Origin of the sequence: Streptomyces sp. NPDC059851 (assembly GCF_042732005.1) — a bacterium.
GTDB lineage: Bacteria > Actinomycetota > Actinomycetes > Streptomycetales > Streptomycetaceae > Streptomyces.
The window spans coordinates 20,336-39,724 of sequence record NZ_JBHWJJ010000022.1 but is presented as its reverse complement, the minus strand read 5'-3'; the positions used below and the strand labels follow the sequence as shown (position 1 = coordinate 39,724).

Genomic DNA, 19,389 nt, shown 5'->3' with positions numbered 1-19,389 from the left:
CGCGGCGTTCGGCTCGGCGGTGCGTCGCCGCACGTTCGCCCCGACGCAGGGAAACCCCGGAGGGGGCGTCCCGTACGCGCAGTCAGCGTACGGGCACACAGGGTGGACGGTACGGTGTGGCCGTCGTCACCCTGGGTGGGTCGAGCGCGGGGTGATCCCGCGGGTGCGTACGTGGAGGTGACCGCGCATGACGGTGGTCGAGGGTGGAGCGGACAGGACGTGCGGGGACTGGGAGCGGGAGCCGGACCCGTCGGACAGTCTGAGGACGTTCGGCGCGGTGGTCCAGGCCCTGAGGGAGCACGCCGGGCTCAGCCGGGTGGAGTTCGGCACGCGGGTCCGGTTCTCCAAGCACACGGTGGAGTCGGTGGAACTGGGCCGGCGGATGCCGGACGAGGCGTTCGTGGAACGGGCGGAGGAGGCCCTGGGCAACACGGGCGCGCTCAGGAAGGCGGCCAGGCATCTGACCCGGGGCGAACCGGGGCTGGCGGCGTGGTTCCGGCGGTGGGCGCGGCTGGAGAAGACGGCGGTGAGCCTGTGCACGTACGAGTGCCGGCTGGTGCCGGGGCTGTTGCAGCCGGAGCCCTACGTCCGTGCCGTGTTCGACAACAGCATCCCGCTGCTGACGGACGCGCAGGTGGAGGCTCAGGTCGCCGCTCGGCTGGACCGGCAGAAGATGCTGCGTGAGCGGCCGCACGTCCCGTTCAGCTTCATCGTGGAGGAGGCGGTGTTCCGGCGGAGGCTCGGCGGGCCCGAAGTCACGCGGACCTTGCTCGATCACGTGCTGGAGCAGAGTGCGCCGCGGAATGTGACGCTTCAGGTAGCGCCTCTGGGGGCGGAGTCGCATTCGTGCTTGGACGGGCCATTGCAACTGCTGGAAACCCCCGAGGGCAAGCGCCTTGCGTACTCCGAGGGACAGCAGAACGGGCGGCTGATCAGTGGCCCTCAGGAGGTGAGCCTCCTTCACCAGCGCTATGACACACTGCGCTCGCAGGCCCTGAACCCCAAAGAATCGCGGGGCTTGTTGGAGCAACTGCGAGGAGAGCTATGAGCGCGTCGGAACTCATGTGGTTCAAGTCCAGCTACAGCGGCACCCAGGGCGACAGCTGCGTGGAGGTGGCCGTCGCTGCGGAGGCCGTCCACGTGCGGGACTCGAAGGACCTCACCCGCCCGGCTTTCGCGGTCGGCCGCGAAGGCTGGGCCCGGTTCGTGCAGTACGCGGTCGATCACTGATCGGACGGGGCCAACCGTCCCGCGCGGGCCGTCGACACTGCCCCGCACCCGCTGTGCGGCCACGGGGCGACCTCGACGCGGCGGGACCGCAGCCGGTGGTGCCGTCCGACCGGTGCGGGGTGCGTTGCGCCAGCGCCGTGACCGACGTGCGGTTCGGGGCGCTGCGCCCGGGAGCAGCGGGTCAGGTGGCGGAGAGCAGGATCTCCGTCGACTTGATCAGTGCGACGACGGGGGAGCCGGCGGCCAGGCCGAGTGCCTCCGCCGCCTCGTTGGTGATCACGGCGGTCAGCCCGCCGCCCGGCACGTCCACCTGGACGGAGGCCATGGCGCCGCCGACGGCGACGGCCGCGACGGTCCCCGGGAGCTGGTTGCGGATGGAGATGCCGTCCACATGATCGGTGGCCAGGGCCACCTCGGTGGCCTTGACCAGCGCTTTCACCGGGGTGCCCGGGGCGATGCCGAGGTCCTTGACGGCTCCGGCGGTGACGGCGGCGGTGATGTGCTGGCCCCCGGCCAGTCGGACCTTCACCGTGGCCATGGCCTCGTCCGCGGTGACGGCGGTGACGGTGCCGGGGATCCGGTTGCGGATGCTCAGGCTCATGAGTTGCCCGTCCTCGTGGTGTGCTCGGTGCTGCGCCGGTCCGGCAGGACCGCTCAAGATCGACCGTAGTCGGCATTCCGCGGGCCCCGGTCCGGCCGCCCGGAACGGCCCGGCCGGAATCACCCGCCCGGCCCGGGAGCCGGCCGCCGCCCCCGAGGGATCCGCCCGCCCCGCCCCGTACCCTGCCCGCCCGCCCGTTCATGTCCGCCCGCTATCGTCTGCCGCGGTCGGGGCCCGGACGGGGTCCCGTGGCGAAAGGAGCAGGGCATGGCGGAGCCGGCGGCCGCGGCCGGGGGACCGGACGAGCTGCGGCGGCGGCTGGGGGTCACCGACGCGGTGGTCATCGGCCTGGGGTCGATGATCGGCGCGGGGATCTTCGCCGCCCTCGCCCCCGCCGCCCGCGCGGCGGGCTCCGGGCTGCTGATCGGCCTGGCCCTGGCGGCCGTGGTCGCGTTCTGCAACGCCACCTCCTCCGCCCGCCTCGCGGCCCGCTACCCGGCCTCCGGCGGCACCTACGTCTACGGCCGCGAGCGGCTCGGCCCGTTCTGGGGGTACCTCGCCGGGTGGGCCTTCGTCGTCGGCAAGACCGCCTCCTGCGCGGCGATGGCCCTGACCGTCGGCTCGTACGTGTGGCCCGGCCAGGCGCACGCGGTGGCCGTCGCGGCCGTCGTGGCGCTGACCGCGGTCAACTATGCCGGGGTGCAGAAGTCGGCGCTGCTGACCCGGGTCGTCGTGGCCGTCGTCTTGGCGGTGCTCGCCGCCGTCGTGGTCGCCGCCTCCACCTCGCCGGCGGCGGACGCGGCCCGGCTCGCCATCGGTTCCGGCACTGGCCCCGGCGGCGTGCTCCAGGCCGCGGGACTGCTGTTCTTCGCGTTCGCCGGGTACGCGCGCATCGCCACCCTCGGGGAGGAGGTCCGCGACCCGGCGCGTACGATCCCGCGGGCCGTCCCGATCGCGCTGGGCATCACCCTCGCCGTGTACGTGCTGGTCGCGCTCGCGGTCCTGGCGGTGCTCGGCCCGCAGGGGCTGGCGGACTCCAGCGCCCCGCTGTCGGACGCGGCCCGCGCGGCGGGCGCCGAGTGGCTGGTGCCGGTCGTCCGGGCCGGGGCGGCGGTGGCCGCACTCGGGTCGCTGCTGGCGCTGATCCTGGGCGTCTCCCGCACCACCCTGGCCATGGCCCGGGACCGGCACCTGCCGCACGCCCTGGCCGCCGTCCACCCGAGGTTCGGGGTCCCCCACCGGGCCGAGCTCCTCGTCGGCGGTGTCGTCGCGGTCCTCGCGGCGACGGCCGACCTGCGCGGCGCCATCGGCTTCTCCTCCTTCGGGGTGCTCGCGTACTACGCCGTCGCCAACGCCTCGGCATGGACCCTCGCCCCGGGCGAGGGCCGCCCGCCCCGCATCGTCCCCGTCCTCGGACTGACCGGCTGCCTGGTCCTGGCCTTCGCCCTGCCGGCCTCCTCGGTGGTCCAAGGGACCGCGGTGCTCGCCGCCGGAGCCGCCGCCTACGGGATCCGGAAGGCCGCGGCACGCCGCCGACCGTAGTCCCCGGAACGCACCCGGGCCGTGCGCCATTACCGGCCAACTCCGCTTCCCGCAAGGGGTGGTGAGTGTGTGCCGGGGGTGTGTGGTGGTGCACGGGATCTCGACATGGTCACAGCTCCCCCGGTCGTGGGAATGGATCTTAGGTCTGCCTTACCTAAGTTGTATGGTGGCGGTCGAGGACCTGAGACGGGGGAGGGACGCGGTGGCGTTAGGCGACGTCCGGCTGGTGGCGCAAAGACTCGACGTCGGGCATGCGGGCCGCCCGGTACTGGGGCAGGTGGACCTCAAGCTCCGCTCCGGTGCGATCACGGTGCTCGTCGGCCCCAACGGCTGTGGGAAGTCCACCCTGCTGCGCACGGTGGCCGGACTGCTGCCCCCCATCGGCGGAGAGGTGCGCATCGACGACGCGCCGCTGCGCTCCTTCGGCCGCCGGACCCTGTCCCAGCGTCTGGCCTTCCTCCCGCAGACCTCGCAGGCCCCCGCCGGGGTGACCGTACGCGAACTCGTCCGCCACGGCCGCTACGCCCATCGCGGCGCCCTCTCCCGGCACACCGGCGAGGACACCGAAGCCATCGACTGGGCCCTCGGCGTCACCGACGCCGCCCCCCTCGTCGACCGGCGGCTCGACGAACTCTCGGGCGGCGAACGCCAGCGCGCCTGGCTGGCCATGGTGCTCGCGCAGCGCGCCGACGTCCTGCTGTTGGACGAGCCCACCACCTACCTGGACATGCGCCACCAGTTCGAAGTGCTCGACGTGGTACGCCGGCTGGCGCGCGAGCACGCCATCGCCTGCGGCGTGGTGCTGCACGACCTGATGCAGGCCGCGGCCTACGCCGACGAGGTCGTGGTCGTCGCCGGCGGCGGGATCACGGCCGCGGGCGATCCCGCCGACGTGCTGACCCCCGAGGTCATCGACCGGGCCTTCGGTCTGCGCGTGAGCGTCGTCCGTGATCCGGCCACCGGGTACCTCGCCTGTTTCCCGCAGCGGCCGCCCGCCGAGCCCGAGCCGCCCGCCGAGGCCGAGCCGCCCGCGGAAGTCGAGCCGCAGTCCGGAGCCGTGCCCCCCGCCGGGACGGTGCCGCCCGCCGTCTGACCGCTGCCGCCCGCGCGCGGCGCCGTCCGGCTGCAGCACACCGTCCCCCACCCCTCGTGCCCTTCCCCACCTCCCCCCGCCCGTCGACCCGCGCGGTTGACGGGGGACGCCCACCTAGGAGAGATCTGCCATGCAGAGGATGTCGCGCGCCTTGACGACGGCGGGTGCCGCCCTGGCGCTGATGCTGACCGCGGTCGCCTGCGGGTCCGGGACGGTCGGCGAGACCGCGGACCCCAAGAAGAGCGGGGACGCGCCCGCCGGCGCCATCGTCCTCGACACCGCCCAGGGCAAGGTCACCCTGGCCAAGCCCGCCACCAAGGTGGTGGCGTTGGAATGGACGTACACCGAGGAACTGGTCGCCCTCGGGGTCACCCCGGTCGGGAACGCCGACAACAAGGGCTACGGCACCTGGATCACCGCGAAGGGCGCCGCCCTGCCCCAGGACGTCACCGACGTCGGCACCCGCAACGAGCCGAGCCTGGAGAAGATCCGGGCGCTCCAGCCGGACCTCATCGTGATCGACAACGACCGCTCCAAGGCGAACCTGAAGCAGCTCCAGGAGATCGCCCCCGTGGTGTCGTTCACGTACACCACCAAGCCGCAGTTGCAGACGATGAAGAAGAACTTCGCCGAGCTGGCCAAGGCCGTCGGCAAGCAGGACAAGGCCGCCGAGGTCACCGGGCAGATCGACGCCCGGGCCGCCGACCTCAAGGCCCGCCTCGACAAGGCCGGCAAGGGCGGCCTGAAGTACGCCGTCGGGCAGGGCTTCACCGCCAACGGCACGGCCACCGTCCGCATGCTCACCGACGACGCCATCGCCCCGCAGGTGCTGAACCTCGCCGGCCTGAAGAACGGTTGGAAGGGCGAGCCCGACGCCTGGGGCATGACCACCGTCGGCGTCGAGGGCCTGACCAAGGTGGAGGGCGACGCCACCTTCCTCTACGTCGCCGCCGACAAGGACAACCCGTTCACCGGGGCCTTCGCCGCCAACCCCGTGTGGAAGGGGTTCGACTTCGTCAAGAACGACAAGGCCGTTCCGCTCGACCCCGGCACCTGGCTCTTCGGCGGCCCGCTCTCGGCGCTGCACATCATCGACGAGACCGGCAAGGCCCTGAAGGTCTGATGGCCCCGGACACCCTGACGGCCCCCGCCGGCGCCCGGCCGGCGGCGGGGCGCCGCCCCGCCGGGGGCCGCCCGCGGGCCCTGCTCACGGGCGGCGCCCTGGCGCTGGTCCTGTGCCTGGTCGCCCTGGTCCACCTCGGGCAGGGCGCGTCCGGTGTGGGGCTCGCCGACATCACGGACCTGCTCCTGGGCCACGGCGACCCCCGGACCGCCGACATCCTGCTCGGCAGCCGGCTGCCGCGCACCCTGACCGGGCTGGTCGTCGGCGTGGCACTGGGCGTGTCCGGCGTGCTCGTCCAGGGCGCGACCCGCAACCCGCTGGCGGCGCCCGACACCCTCGGCGTCAACGCCGGCGCCTACTTCGCCGTCGTACTGGTGGCGTTCACCGGCGTGAGCCTCGGCCCACTGCCCGCCGGGGGCGCCGCGTTCCTCGGGGGGCTCCTCGCCGTCGCCGTCGTCCACCTGCTCACCAGCGGCGGGGTGATGACTCCCGGGCGGGTGCTCCTCGCCGGGGCGACCGTCGCGCTCGCCGGCACCGCGGCGGCGGAGTTCCTGCAGATGCTCGACGTGCAGGCGACGCGGGGGCTGTTCTTCTGGGGCAACGGGACCCTGATGCAGTCCGGGCTGGAACGGCCGCTCACGCTCGGCGTCCTGGTCGTCGCCGGCGCGCTCGCCGCCCCGCTCCTCGCCCGCCCCCTGGACCTGCTCGCCCTCGGCGACGAGACGGCCCAGGCCATGGGCGTCCGCGTGGAGCGGATCCGGCCCGCGGCCTTCCTCGTCGCCGTGCTGCTCTCCGCCGCGGCCGTCTCGCTGGCCGGGCCGATCGGCTTCGTCGGGCTCATCGCCCCCGTCGCAGTACGGCAGTTGGGCATGCGCAAACACGCCGAACTCATCCCGACCGCGGCCCTGCTCGCCGCGGCCCTGGTCCTCGCCGCGGACGCGGCCGCCCAGCTGATCGCACCCCCGTCCGCCACCCAGCCCGCCGAGATCCCGGTCGGGGTGGTCACGGCGCTGCTCGGCGGCCCGGTCTTCATGGCCCTGGCGCGCCGGATCAGCACCGGAGACGCGGACACCGGGGCTGCCGTCGCGGTCTCCGACCGGCGGCGCGCCCCCGGCTTCGCCGCGGTGCTCGGCGTGGGGCTGGTCGCGTTGGCCGCGGCCGTGGCGGTGTCGCTGCGCCTGGGCGACGTGGAGATCGGCTGGAGCCAGCTCGGCGCGCTGCTCTCCGGGTCCGCGGACCAGATCACCGAGGCGGTGGTCGGCTACCGGCTGCCGCGCGTCCTGGTGGCCGCCGTGGCCGGCGCCTGCCTGGCCGTGGCGGGTGCGGCGGTGCAGGCCGTCGTACGCAACCCGCTGGCCGAACCCGGACTCGTCGGCGTCACCGCGGGAGCCTCCCTGGGCGCGGTCACCGTCATCCTGGCCGTCCCGTCCGCGCCCGCCGTCGCGCTGCCGGCCGCCGCGGCCGTCGGCGGCCTGCTGATGCTGGTCGTCGTCGTCCTCGTGGCCCGGGGCAGTACGGGCGGGGGCCGCCCCGGACTGGACCCGACGCGGGTGGTGTTGGTGGGCCTCGGAGCCGCCGCCACCGCGATGGCCCTCGTCAACATCCTGGTCGTCGGCGCCCAGATGAACATCTCGGCCGCCCTCGGCTGGCTCGCCGGCAGCACGTACGGCCGTGACCTGTCGGCGCTGGGCTGGCTGGCCCTGCCCGCGCTGGTCGCGGTGCTGCTCGTGGTCGTGGCCCGCCCGGTGGACCTGCTCGCCCTGGGGGAGGAGCTGCCGCGCGCCCTGGGCCTCGAACTGGGCCGCGCACGGCTGCTCGTCCTCGGTGCGGGCGCGGTGCTGGCCGCGGGCACGGCCGCCGCCGTCGGCGCGGTCGGCTTCGTCGGGCTGGTCGCCCCGCACCTGGCGCGCCGTCTGGTCGGCGGCCACACGGCGCGGATGGTGCCCGTGGCGGCGGTGCTGGGCGCGCTGCTGGTGGTCTGCTCGGACGCGCTGGGGCGCTGGCTGCTCGCGCCGACCGAGATCCCGGTGGGCGTGGTGACCGCGCTGGTGGGCGCCCCGTACCTGGTGTGGCTGCTGCGCCGGACCCAGGAGGTCTGAGTCGTACGGGCCTCAGGAGGTCCGGGTCGTACGGGCGGCTCGGGCGGCGGGCCCGGCCGGGCCGCGGGCGGTCCCGGCCGGGCCGTCCCGGAGCGTACGGGCGGCGAGGACCCCGAGCAGGCAGACGGCGGCGGAGGCCAGGCAGACGGCCGTGTAGGCGCCGGAGAAGGCGGACCGGGCGAGCGGCCTGAGCGCGGGGTCGAGGAGTTCGAGGCGGCCGGTGCCGACGGCGTCCCGCACCGGTGCGTCGGCGGCACCGCCGAGCCCGGAGCCGAGGCGGGCGGCGAACAGGGCGCCGAAGACCGCGACGCCGGTCGCGGTGCCGAGCGGGTAGCAGGCGTTGGTCAGCCCGGAGGCCAGCCCGGTCCGCTCCTCGGGTACGGCGCCGACGGCGACGCCCATCAGCGGCGGGAAGATGACGGCCCCTCCGGCGCCGAGCAGCACCAGCCCGGCCGTGGTGGCCGTCCAGTCCGGGCCGCCCGCCCCGGCGGCGCCGGACGCGGCGGCGGCCAGCGCCAGCAGTCCCAGCCCCTGGAGCCCGAAGCCGCCCGCGACGAGGGCGTGCGGGGTGAACGTCCGCTGGAGCCGGGCCACGAACAGGCCGGCCAGCAGCAGACTGCCCGTCAGCGGCAGCAGGTGCAGCCCGACCTCCAGGGGGGAGTACGCGTGCACGCTCTGCAGCCACAGGGTGGTGAAGGCCAGCACGCCCAGACTGGACATCCGGGCGAGGAAGCCGAGCGCGGCGGCGCCGGAGAGCGCGCGGATGCGCAGCAGGGCCAGGTCGATCAGGCCGTCCCCGCGGCGCTGGCCGGCCACCAGGGCCGCGGTGAGGACGATCCCGGCGGCCGCCGGCAGCAGGACGCGCGGCGAGGTCCAGCCCGCCTCCGGCCCCACCGTGAGCGGATAGTGCAGGGCGAGCAGGGCGGCCACGGCGAGCACCGCACCCGGGAGGTCGATACGGCGCCGGGCCGCCCCCTCATCGGGCGACGCCGGCGTGCCGGGCATCCGGGCCAGGGCCCCGGCTACGGCCAGCACCCCGATGGGGACGTTCACCAGGAAGATCCAGCGCCATCCGAGCCCGCTCACGAACAGGCCGCCGACCACCGGTCCGAGGGCGCCGGCCGCCGAGGCGATGGCGGCGAACGCGGCGATGGCGGCCTGCCGGCGGGGGCCCTCGTAGGCGGCTGCGAGCAGGGCGAGGCTCGGTGCGAACACCAGGGAGCCGCCCAGCCCCTGGGCGGCGCGCGCCGCGATGAGCGTGTCGGCGTCCGGCGCGAGCCCGCACGCGGCCGATGCGAGCGTGAACAGGCCCATTCCGGCCACGAACACGGTCTTGCGTCCGATGCGGTCGGAGAGCGCGCCCGCGGTGAGCAGCAGCGCTCCGAAGGCGAGGGAGTAGGCGGAGACGGTCCACTGGACGCGGGCGAGGCCGACGTCCAGGGATCCTGCGATGTCGGCGAGCGCGACGTTCACCACCGTGACGTCCAGCGTCATCATCACGCCGCCGGCGCTGACCAGAGCGAACGTCCATCGCGGAGAGCCACTGCGGGAAGGTGCCACTTGATTCACCCCGAGCGCCTGGGCCCTGGAACGGGCATGCGGATTGGTAAGCCTAACCTAAGTTCATTCCTGAGGGAATGTCACGAACCGCGCCCACTCCAGCATGGCCGAAAGTTGCGATTGCGACTTAGGTAAGGCTTCCCTAATCTGACTTCGCCTGGACGGATCGCCTCCGGGCGCCACGAGACGGATACAGGAGCTGCCAGATGCCCCTGCCCCCCGACCATCCCGTGCCGGACCTGCCGGACGTATCCCCAGCGGCCTGGCGGGAAGCCAACCGCCGACTCCTCGCCAAAGCCCTCGGCGAATGGTGCTTCGAGGACATGCTCAAGGCGGTCGAAACCGGCGACGGCTACCGCGTCGACCTCGCGAGCGGCACGACCTACGCCTTCCACGCCGAACCCGGCGCCTACGGCTGGCTGCGCGTCGACCCGGACTCCATCACCCGCACGGCCACCGGCATGCTCGGCAATTCCATCGCACAACCCGCCTGGGACGCACAGCAGTTCCTCGTCGAAGCCGCCACGACGATCGACAGCGACCCGTCGACGATCGCCACCTACCTCACCGAACTCTCGGCCACCCTCGCCGTCGACGCCGCCCGCCTCACCCACGGCGGCGAGACCGCGGCCGAGCTGCGCGCCCTCGGCCACACCGAGCTGGAATGCCGTATGACCGGCCACAACCTGCTCGTCGCCAACAAGGGCCGGATCGGCTTCTCCGCCACCGACGTGCGCCGCTACGCACCCGAGTCCGCGCAGCCGCTCAAGCTCCACTGGGTGGCCGTCCACCGGGGCCTCGCCGAATTCCGCGGCACCTCCGAACTGTCCGAACGCGAGGTCCTCGCACGGGAGCTGGACGAGGAGACGCAAGGACGGTTCACCGCCGTCCTGGAGCGGGCCGGAGCCGACCCCGACGCCTACGTGTGGCTGCCCGTGCACCCCTGGCAATGGGACCACGCCGTCCAGGTCCTGCACGCCGCGGACGTCGCGCAGCGCCGCATCATCCCGCTCGGCGAGAGCCCCGACGCCTACCTCCCCGGCCAGTCGATCCGGACGATGGCCAACGTCACCACCCCCGAGCGGTACGACGTCAAACTCCCCCTGAAGATCCTCAACACCCTGGTCTGGCGCGGCATCCCGCCACACTGCACGGCCGGCGCACCCGTCGTCACGCAGTGGCTGCGCGGACTGGTGGAGCGCGACCCCTTCCTGACGGAGGAACGCCGGACCGTCTTCCTCGGCGAGGTCGCCTCGGTGACCGTCCACCACCCCTACCTGTCCGGTCTCGACGGGGCGCCCTACCAGTACCTGGAGACCCTCGGCTGCATCTGGCGCGAACCGGTGTCGGCGCGCAAGGACCCGGACGAACGGGTCCGCACCTTCGCCTCGCTGCTGCACACCGACCACACCGGCCGCGCCTTCGCCGCCGAACTCGTGCACGCCTCGGGCCTCGAACCGCAGGAATGGCTGCGCCGACTGTTCGACACCCTGCTCGTGCCGATCCTCCACGTCCTCTACCGCTACGGGATCACCTTCAACCCGCACGGCCAGAACACCCTGATCGGCTACGACGACAACGACGTGCCGACCCGCCTGTACCTGAAGGACTTCGTCGACGACGTGTGCGTGTCCTTCACGGACGTGCCCGAACGCGGCCCGGAGCCCGACGGCCACGACCACGTCCTCCCGCGCAAGCACCCGTCCATCATCCGCCAGCACGTGGTCGACCAGGTCTTCGTGGGCCACTTCCGCTACCTCGCACCGCTCTGCGCCGACCAGCTCGGCGTACCGGAGCGGACCTTCTGGCGGCTGGTCCGGCACACCATCCTCGACTTCCACAAACGCTTCCCCGAACTGTCCGACCGGTTCGCCGAGTACGACCTGCTCACCCCCGAGATCCCCCGGTACGGCCTCAACCGCGACCGGATCGTCGTCACCCGCTACGGCGACCGGGCCCTGCGCCACGCGCTGTACCCGAACGGCACCCACCCCAGCCCACTCGCTGCCGACTGAGGAGGCCGAGCGTGATACCGCTGACCGCAGTACCACCCCGGCCCCCCTCCCCGCCGCCGTCGCCCGCCCTCGGCCTCGACGGCCTCGGCGAGGTCCACGCCCTGCTCGGCGAGATCATCGACACCCTGGGGGCCGCCAGCCGCCCGGCCGGACCCGTCCCCGCCGGCACCCCCGCCGACGTCCTCGCCGCGGCCGCCGGGGCACTCGGACCACCCCGCCTTCCCGACGAGGGACTCGGCGCCAAGGCCGCCCTCCAGCGGCTGACGTCGGTCCTGGTGGAACAAGGCCTCGACCTGGCCCACCCCCGGGCCGCCGCCCACCTCCAGCCCCCACCGCTCGCCGTGGCGATCGCCGCGGACACCCTCGCGAGCGCGAGCAACGCCTCCCTGGACACCTACGACTCCGGACCGTCGGCCATCGCCGTCGAACGCTGGCTCCTCGCAGCCCTCACCGGCCTGGCAGGACTCGGCGACCGCGCGGACGGCGTCCTCACCCCCGGCGGCTCCCTCTCCAACCTGATGGGACTGCTCCTCGCCCGCGACGCAGCCGCGCTCCGCCGCGGCATCGACGTCCGCGAACAAGGAGTGGCGGCGCTCCCCGCACCGGTGGTCTTCTGCTCCGAGTACGCACACTTCTCCACCCACCGCGCCTGCGCCACCTTGGGTCTCGGCGAAACGGCCGTGCACACCGTGCCCGTCGACGGGCACCGCCGCATGCGGCCGGAAGCCCTGGCCGCCGCGATGGCGGCCCTCCGCCCCGACCAGACCCCGGTCGCCGTCGTCGCCACCGCCGGGACCACCGACTTCGGCTCCGTCGACCCGCTCGCCCAGATCGCCGAGATCGCGGCCGACCACGGGACGTGGACCCACGTCGACGCCGCGTACGGCTTCGGCGCCCTGTTCTCCGACCGGCTCGCCGACCGCCTGGCCGGACTGGAACTGGCCGACTCCGTCACCCTCGACCTGCACAAGCTCGGCTGGCAGCCCGCCGCCGCCAGCGCCCTCCTGGTCTCGGACAGCAGAGCCTTCACCGCCTTCGACCGCGAGGTCGCCTACCTCAACCCGGCCGACGACACCGAGGCCGGCTACGACGGGCTGCTCGGACGCAGCCTCCAGACCACCCGCCGCCCCGACGCGGTCAAGGCCGCCGCCACGCTCCTGACGTACGGGCGCACCGGCATGGGCCGCATGGTCGACGCCTGCCACGACCTGGCCCGCCACGCCGAACGGCGCATCCTCGCCGAGCCCGAACTGGAGCTGGTCGCCCCGGCCGAGCTGACCACCGTGGTGTTCCGCTACCGCGGCGGTGCGGACCCGGGGGTCGCCGACGCCCTCAACGGCGCCGTCCGCCGCAGCCTGCTCCAGTCCGGCAGCGCCCTCATCGGCCGCACCGAGGCCCCGATCGGTGCGCCGGGCGCCCCGCACGGGGTGTGCCTGAAGTTCACCCTGCTCAACCCCGCCGCCACCGCCGACGACATCGACGACCTCGTGGACACCGTCCTCGACGCCGGACGCACCTGCGAACGACTCATGGAGGAGACCGCCGCATGACGACCACCGCCGCGGCTGCAACCCCCACCACTCCGGCCGACCCCTTGCACGCCCCCGACCCCCGGACCGCCGCCGAGCACGCCCACACCGAGGCCCTGCTGCGCTGCTGGCTCCTGGAGACCGCCACACCCGTCGCCCCCGGCCCGCTGCGGGTCGAACTGCCCACCGCAGGACTGGCCCTCGTCACCGAGGTCACCCACCGCTCGCCCACCGGCTGGCACCGCTTCGCCCCCGTACGCCTCGAAGGCCCCGGCGGCCTCCTCGGTGACCCCGCCGACCCGGTGACCGCCGTCGCCCTGCTCGCCGCGGAGGCCGCCGTGCGGGGCGGCGCCCGCCCCGGCGGGGTCCCCGCGGGCGAGGCCGCCGACCTGGTCGAGCGCACCGCCGAATCCGTACGCCGCGTCACCGCCTTCCTCACCGACCGCCGGGCCCGTCCCGCGCCGCCGCCCGGCACGGACGGCTTCCTCGCATCCGAACAGGCCCTCCTCCTCGGCCACCTGAACCACCCCGCCCCCAAGAGCCGCGACGGCATCTCCGACCACGACACGGCCGCCTTCTCACCCGAGCTGCGCGGCTCCTTCCGCCTGCACTGGTTCGCGGCCGACCCCTCGGTCGTCTCGCACGACGCCGTCGCAGGGGCGCCGTCCCTGGCCGGCCGGGACACCGTCGCCCTCCTCGCCGACCTCGCCGGGCAGCCCCTCGCCGACGGCCGGATACTGATCCCCGCCCACCCCTGGCAGGCCCGCGACCTGCTGCACCGCCCCCGCATCGCCGCCCTCGCCGCCTCCGGCGCGCTGGAACCGCTCGGCGAGCTCGGCCCCGCCTGGTGGCCGACGTCCAGCCTGCGCACCGTGTACCGGCCCGGCGCCGAGGTGATGCTGAAGCTCTCCCTCGGCCTGCGGCTGACCAACTCCCGCCGCGAGTCCACCCGTACGGAACTGCGCCGGGGCCTGGAGATCAACCGGCTGCTCGACGCCGGCCACGCCGACAGCACCTTCCTCGCCCACCCCGGATTCACCATCACCCGCGACCCCGCATGGATCGCCGTCGACGAACCCGGCCGACCGGAGGGCCCGGAGGTCACCGGCCTCGACGTCGCCGTACGGGAAGTCCCGCACGGCATCGCCGACCTGCGCTGCCTCGTCGGCCTGGTCGCCCCCCGCCCCGGCCTCGGCCGCAGCGCGCTCGGCGAGCTGGTGTCCGCGCAGGGCCCCGGCGCCGCCGAGCAGTGGACGGCCGACTACACCGACCGGGTCCTCGTACCGATGCTCCACCTGTACGCGGCCACCGGCATCGGCCTGGAGGCGCACCAGCAGAACACCCTGGTCCGGCTGGACGCACAGGGCCGGGTGGCCGGCGGCGCCTTCCGTGACAACCAGGGCTACTACCTGGCCGCCTCCCACCTGCCGGACCTCCTCAAGCGGACCGGCGCCGACTCCTCCACCCTCGCCGTCGTCGACGACGCCCTCGTCGACGACCGCCTCTCCTACTACCTGCTGCGCAACCAGGCACTGTCGGTCATCGGATGCCTCGCCGTCGACGGACTCGCCGCCGAACGCGACCTCCTGGCCGTGCTCGCCGGCCGCCTGCGGGCCGCCCTCCCCGCCCTCGCCGCCGCTGGCCCGCACGGGGACCGACTGGCGCGCCGCTGGCTGACGGCCGCCACTCTGCCCGGCAAGGCCAACCTCCTCACCCGGCTGCACGGCATCGACGAGGTCCTCGCCCCGCTCGACGCCCAGTCCGTCTACCTGGACGCTCCCAACCCGCTGCAGGAGGCCGCCGTATGACGTCCGCCCACCACCTGCCGCCGGAGACGGACCGGCCGGGCGCCGCCGTCCCCGGACCCCCGCTGCCGCTGCTGCCCGGACCCTGGTCGGCCCGGACCGCCCGGGCCGACGGTGCCGACCTCGACCTGGTCCACGGCTGGATGCGGTCCCCGCACGTAGACGCCTTCTGGCACCAGGCGTGGCCGCGCGAACGCTGGCACGAGGAGATCGCCGGACACCTCTCGGGCGTCGCCGTGCGGCCGGTCCTCGTAGGGATGGACGGTGAGCCGGTCGCCTACGTCGAGGTGTACCGCGTGCTGCGGGACCGGCTGACCGAACACTACGCGTACCACCCCCGCGACCTCGGCGTGCACATCGCCATCGGTGAGGAGGGCCGCACCGGCCGGGGCCTGGGCCGGACCCTGCTGCGGGCGCTGGCCGAGGGGCTGCTCGCCGCCGACCCCGCCTGCACGCGGGTGGTCGCCGAGCCGGACGTGGCCAACACGGCCTCCCTCCGCGCGTTCGACGCCGCCGGATACCGCCGCATCCGGGAGATCACCCTGCCCGAGAAGACGGCCGTCCTGCTCTGTCACCCCCGCCGCGAGGAGGACCTGCCCCGATGACCGGACACGATGTGATCGCCATCGGCTGCGGCCCCTTCAACCTGGGCCTCGCCGCCCTCGCCCGGTCCGTGGACGACCTCGACCTGCTGGTCCTGGAGGAACAGCCCGAATTCACCTGGCACCGCGGGATGATGTTCGCGGACGCCTCGATGCAGGTGAACTTCCTCGCCGACCTCGTCACCCTCGTCGCGCCCGGCCACCCGCTGTCGTTCCTGCACTACCTCCACGACATGGACCGGCTGTACACCTTCACCGTGCGGGAGAACTTCTTCCCCTCCCGCCGGGAGTACGAGGACTACCTGCGCTGGGCCGCCGCCCGCCTGCCCTCCGTCCGCTTCTCCCACCGCGTCGAAGAGGTCCGCTGGATGCCCGGGCCCGAGCACTTCGCCGTGAACGTGGTGCGCGGCGACGGCACCCGGCTGCGCCTGGCCGCCCGCAACCTCGTCCTCGGCATCGGCACCGCGCCCCACGTGCCCGGGGCGCTGGCCGCACTGCCGCCGGAGCGGCTGCTGCACACCTCGGAGTACCTGTACCGGGCGGCCGACGTGCAGGACGCCGGCAAGGTCACCGTGGTCGGCTCGGGCCAGTCGGGCGCCGAGGTCATGGTCGACCTGCTCGGCCGCAACGTGGAGGGCGGCCCCGCGGCGGCCTGGCTGACCCGGACCCCCTCCTTCGCGCCCCTGGACTACACCAAGATGGTCCTGGAGATGACCACGCCGGCGTACATGCAGTACTTCCACTCCCTGCCGGAGCACGTACGGGACCGACTGGCCGGCGAGCAGTGGCAGTTCTACAAGGGCATTTCCACCGACACCCTCGACGAGATCCACGAACTGCTGTACCGGCGCCAGCTGGAGCACGGCCTCGCCGACGTCGAACTGCGCTTCGGCATCACCGTGGAGGCCGCCGCCGTCGACGCGGCGGGCCGGGCGGTGCTGACCTGCAGGCACCGCGACACGGGGGCGGTGTTCGAGCACACCACCGACCTGGTCGTGGCCGCGACCGGCTACCGCAACCGCCCGCCCAGGTTCCTCGACCCCGTCGAACACCTGCTGCTGCGGGACGGCCGCGGACGCTACCGGGTCCGCCTCGACCACTCCGTCGAGCTCGCCGAAGGCATCGCGGGACGCATCTTCGTCGCCAACGCCGAGGTGCACAGTCACGGGGTCTCCGCGCCCAACCTGGACATCGGGGCGGTACGCAACGCCACGATCCTCAACGCCGTCACCGGCCGCGAGGCCTTCCGCCTCCCGAAGCGCAGCGCCTTCACCACCTTCACCGCCCCGCCGCAGAACCCCTGACGCGCCGCGCGGTACCGGGCCCGGGCACCTCCGCCCGGCCCCGGGTCGCCGTCGAAGAGGGCCCGGCGGGCGGGCGGGCCGGGCGTACGCGGGCATACAGCAGCCCCCGGTAGCTTGCCGATCCCGAGGATCATCGGTCGTCGCCGGTGGTTCCTCCGGTCGGCAGTCTCTGCCGGGGGCCTAGCCAGAGCCTGGACAAGTGTCACGCGGGCTCCCGAACGTCTTCGGGAGGCGGTGTGGCTCTTTCTGGTATTCCGGTGTAAGGACTACTTTCCTCCTCTATCAGACCAAGTCAAGGGTTTTGCCGGAATTTTCCGCTGATGGTCCCGGACGTAGACTGAAGGGGACCCGCGTCGTGTCAGGTCAGCGGGCCGACGGAGGTTCCGCGATGACGGCATGGCCCGTTCCGCTCGGGCCCGGTGCCACGGGCTGGGCGCCCGAGACGGTGACGTCAGACCCTTACAACGCCCAGACGCCCGAAGCCGCACTGGCCGAACCGGTGACGCCCGTCGCCGCCCTGTTCGTCCGCGACCACTTCGGCATCCCCGGGACCGCGCCCGACACCTGGCAGCTGCACCTGGGCGGCGCCGCGGCCGCGCCCTTCACCCTCGGATACGCGGAACTGCTCGCCCTGGAGCACCAGGAGCTCGACGTCCTCATGGAGTGTGCGGGCAACGGCCGCGCCCTGATGACCCCCCGCCCGCCCGGCCTCCCGTGGGACCAGCGGGCGGTCGGCTGTCCACGCGTGAGAGGGGTGCCCTTCGCGGTCCTGGCCGCCCGGGCCCGCTTCGACCCGCGCACCGTCGAGGTCGTCTTCACCGGCGCCGACTCCGGCACCGTGCACGGCCGCCCCGCCGCCTTCGAGCGCAGCCTCCCCCTCGACGTCGCCCTCCACCCCGCCACCCTGGTGGCCACCCACATGAACGGCGAGCCGCTCACCCCCGAGCACGGGGCGCCGGCCCGCCTGGTGGTCCCCGGCAGGTACGCGGTCGCCGACGTGAAGTGGCTGGTCGGTGCCCGCGCCGTGACCGAGCCGTTCACCGGCGTGTTCCAGGCCGAGGAATACGTGTACACCGACTCCCGCGGCACCCCCGAGGGGCCCGTCACGACCGTCCGGGTCAAATCGCTGATCACCAGCCCCGAACCGGACGCGGACCTGCGCCGCGGCCACGAGGTCCTGGTGCGGGGGTGGGCCTGGTCGGGCGGAGGCGTGCCCGTGCGCCGGGTGGTGGTGCGGGCGGAGTACGCCGGGGACGGCGGGGCCGGGGAAGACGGGGCCGGGGCCGGGGCCGACGGCCCCGGCGCGGGCTGGCACCACGCCCGTCTGGAGGCCCCGGCCGGCCCCTACGCCTGGACCGCCTGGTCGTACCGGTGGACGCCGGTTCGGCCCGGCCCCTACCGGCTGCTGTCCCGCGCGACCGACGCCCGCGGCGACACCCAGCCGGACGGGGCACCCTGGAACGCCCGCGGCTACGGCTGCAACCCCGTGGCCCGCGTGGACCTGGTCGTCGTCTGAAGGACCCGGTGACCCGATGAACGAGATCGAGATCATGACCACCGCCTCGCTCGGCGACACGAGCTACCTCCTCGTGAGCGGGGACGAGGCCGCGCTCGTCGACCCGCAGCGCGACAGCTGGGAGCTGATGGAGTCCTGCGCCGACCGCGGCGTGCGGATCAGGTACGCGCTGGAGACGCACGTCCACAACGACTACGTCTCCGGGGCCCTGGAGGTCCGCGCCGCGACCGGGGCCACCGTGGCGGGCCCCGCCCGGGCGCCGTACGCCTTCGACCACCTCGGCCTGGCCGAGGGAGACGAGATCACGATCGGCGACGTGACCGTACGGGCGCTGGAGACGCCGGGGCACACCGTCGAGCACACCTCCTACCTCGTCTTCGACGGCCCCCGCCCGGAACCGGCAGCCGTGTTCACCGGCGGCAGCCTCCTCGTCGGCACCGCCGGCCGCACCGACCTCTCCGGCCCCGACCACACCGAGGAGCTGGCCCGCGCCCAGTACCACTCGCTGCGGCGGCTCGCCCTCCTCCCCGACACCACCCGCGTCCTGCCCACCCACGGTGCCGGCAGCTCCTGCTCGGCCGGCCCGGCAGCCGAGGAGCGGACCACCACCGTGGGCGCCGAGCGGCGCACCAACCCGGCCCTCACCACCGCGGAGGAGGAGTTCGTCAGCGGGCGGATGACGGGCCTGCCGCCGTACCCGGCCTACTACCACCACATGGCCCCGGTGAACCGGTCCGGCCCGCCCGTCCTCGGCGGCCCGCCCCCGCTGCGGCCGCTCACCCCCGCCGCGGTCGAGGGGCTCGCCGGGGGCGGCGCGCAGATCGTCGACGGCCGTGACCGCGCCGCCTTCGCCGCGGCCCACCTGCCCGGCTCGATCTGCGAGGAGCTCGACGACCGGTTCGCGAGCCTGGTCGCCGAGGTCGTGCCGTTCGGCACCCGCCTGGTCCTCGTCCTGCCCGAACCGGCCGAGGAGGCGGGCCGCGAGGCGGTGCGCCAGCTCCTGCGGATCGGGTACGACGACATCGCCGGGCACCTCGTGGGAGGCGTCGACGCCTGGGCCGCCGCCGGCCGCCCCCTGCGCTCCTTCCGGACGGCCGACGCCGCCGAACTCGCCGGGCACCTCGCCGAGCGGCGCATCCTGGACGTCCGGCCCGAGCACCCCGACGGCGGCATCCCCGGCGCCCTCGTCGTGCCGCTCGCCGAACTGCCCCGGCGGCTCGGTGCACTGCCCCGGGACCGGGAGTTCTGGACGGTGTGCGGCAGCGGCCGCCGGGCCACCATCGCAGCCAGCCTCCTCGACCGGGCCGGCATCCCCGTCACGGCCGTGACCAGGGGCGGAGCCGGGGACCTGATGCGGCAGGCCTGACCGC

15 protein-coding genes are annotated in these 19,389 nt (G+C 74.3%); 13 read left to right on the top strand and 2 right to left on the bottom strand.

From position 1 onward, the window contains the following. The first annotated feature begins 187 nt into the window (after nucleotides 1-187). On the top strand, nucleotides 188-1,048 hold the full coding sequence (locus ACFV7Q_RS10595) for a helix-turn-helix domain-containing protein (RefSeq protein ID WP_385426395.1): 861 nt from the start codon (nucleotides 188-190) through the stop codon (nucleotides 1,046-1,048). Beyond that, nucleotides 1,045-1,230, top strand: a complete 186-nt coding sequence (locus ACFV7Q_RS10590; protein ID WP_385426392.1) for a DUF397 domain-containing protein — start codon at nucleotides 1,045-1,047, stop codon at nucleotides 1,228-1,230. The genes ACFV7Q_RS10595 and ACFV7Q_RS10590 overlap by 4 nt, the downstream gene beginning before the upstream one ends. A gap of 181 nt (nucleotides 1,231-1,411) precedes the next feature. On the opposite strand, the gene ACFV7Q_RS10585 is transcribed toward ACFV7Q_RS10590, so the two are convergent. Further along, nucleotides 1,412-1,831 (bottom strand): molybdopterin-binding protein, encoded by a 420-nt coding sequence (locus tag ACFV7Q_RS10585; RefSeq protein WP_385426388.1) that lies wholly within the window; start codon nucleotides 1,829-1,831, stop codon nucleotides 1,412-1,414. A 267-nt stretch (nucleotides 1,832-2,098) separates the two neighbouring features. On the opposite strand from ACFV7Q_RS10585, the gene ACFV7Q_RS10580 reads away from it, so the two are divergent. The 4 genes from ACFV7Q_RS10580 (at nucleotide 2,099) to ACFV7Q_RS10565 (ending at nucleotide 7,688) form a co-directional block, all read left to right on the top strand. Beyond that, entirely contained in the window at nucleotides 2,099-3,373 is a 1,275-nt protein-coding gene (locus tag ACFV7Q_RS10580; RefSeq protein ID WP_385426386.1) for an APC family permease, read from the top strand. Between the two features lie 202 nt (nucleotides 3,374-3,575). Continuing rightward, complete coding sequence (locus ACFV7Q_RS10575; protein ID WP_385426383.1) at nucleotides 3,576-4,466, top strand: ABC transporter ATP-binding protein; 891 nt, start codon at nucleotides 3,576-3,578, stop codon at nucleotides 4,464-4,466. Between the two features lie 139 nt (nucleotides 4,467-4,605). Further along, complete coding sequence (locus ACFV7Q_RS10570; protein ID WP_385426381.1) at nucleotides 4,606-5,589, top strand: ABC transporter substrate-binding protein; 984 nt, start codon at nucleotides 4,606-4,608, stop codon at nucleotides 5,587-5,589. Next, a complete protein-coding gene (locus ACFV7Q_RS10565) occupies nucleotides 5,589-7,688 on the top strand; it encodes an iron ABC transporter permease (protein WP_385426378.1) in 2,100 nt (699 codons plus the stop codon). The genes ACFV7Q_RS10570 and ACFV7Q_RS10565 overlap by 1 nt, the downstream gene beginning before the upstream one ends. A 12-nt stretch (nucleotides 7,689-7,700) precedes the next feature. Here ACFV7Q_RS10565 and ACFV7Q_RS10560 read toward each other — a convergent pair whose 3' ends face one another. Continuing rightward, entirely contained in the window at nucleotides 7,701-9,185 is a 1,485-nt protein-coding gene (locus ACFV7Q_RS10560) for an MFS transporter (protein WP_385426514.1), read from the bottom strand. Nucleotides 9,186-9,454: 269 nt separating this feature from the next. On the opposite strand from ACFV7Q_RS10560, the gene ACFV7Q_RS10555 reads away from it, so the two are divergent. From ACFV7Q_RS10555 to ACFV7Q_RS10525, 7 genes are all read left to right on the top strand, one after another. Beyond that, the gene (locus ACFV7Q_RS10555; protein ID WP_385426375.1) at nucleotides 9,455-11,263 is read left to right on the top strand and encodes an IucA/IucC family protein; all 1,809 of its coding nucleotides are present in this window, start codon (nucleotides 9,455-9,457) and stop codon (nucleotides 11,261-11,263) included. A gap of 11 nt (nucleotides 11,264-11,274) precedes the next feature. After that, nucleotides 11,275-12,813: a pyridoxal phosphate-dependent decarboxylase family protein gene (locus tag ACFV7Q_RS10550; protein WP_385426372.1), complete on the top strand. Its 1,539-nt coding sequence runs from the start codon at nucleotides 11,275-11,277 to the stop codon at nucleotides 12,811-12,813. Beyond that, on the top strand, nucleotides 12,810-14,600 hold the full coding sequence (locus tag ACFV7Q_RS10545) for an IucA/IucC family protein (protein ID WP_385426370.1): 1,791 nt from the start codon (nucleotides 12,810-12,812) through the stop codon (nucleotides 14,598-14,600). Before ACFV7Q_RS10550 ends, ACFV7Q_RS10545 begins: the two co-directional genes overlap by 4 nt. Continuing rightward, a complete protein-coding gene (locus tag ACFV7Q_RS10540) occupies nucleotides 14,597-15,202 on the top strand; it encodes a GNAT family N-acetyltransferase (RefSeq protein WP_385426368.1) in 606 nt (201 codons plus the stop codon). The genes ACFV7Q_RS10545 and ACFV7Q_RS10540 overlap by 4 nt, the downstream gene beginning before the upstream one ends. Continuing rightward, nucleotides 15,199-16,503, top strand: coding sequence for a lysine N(6)-hydroxylase/L-ornithine N(5)-oxygenase family protein (locus tag ACFV7Q_RS10535; RefSeq protein ID WP_385426365.1), 1,305 nt, complete (start codon nucleotides 15,199-15,201; stop codon nucleotides 16,501-16,503). Before ACFV7Q_RS10540 ends, ACFV7Q_RS10535 begins: the two co-directional genes overlap by 4 nt. Before the next feature lie 388 nt (nucleotides 16,504-16,891). Then, on the top strand, nucleotides 16,892-18,019 hold the full coding sequence (locus ACFV7Q_RS10530) for a molybdopterin-dependent oxidoreductase (RefSeq protein WP_385426363.1): 1,128 nt from the start codon (nucleotides 16,892-16,894) through the stop codon (nucleotides 18,017-18,019). A gap of 16 nt (nucleotides 18,020-18,035) precedes the next feature. After that, on the top strand, nucleotides 18,036-19,385 hold the full coding sequence (locus ACFV7Q_RS10525) for a rhodanese-like domain-containing protein (protein ID WP_385426360.1): 1,350 nt from the start codon (nucleotides 18,036-18,038) through the stop codon (nucleotides 19,383-19,385). Nucleotides 19,386-19,389 lie beyond the last annotated feature (4 nt).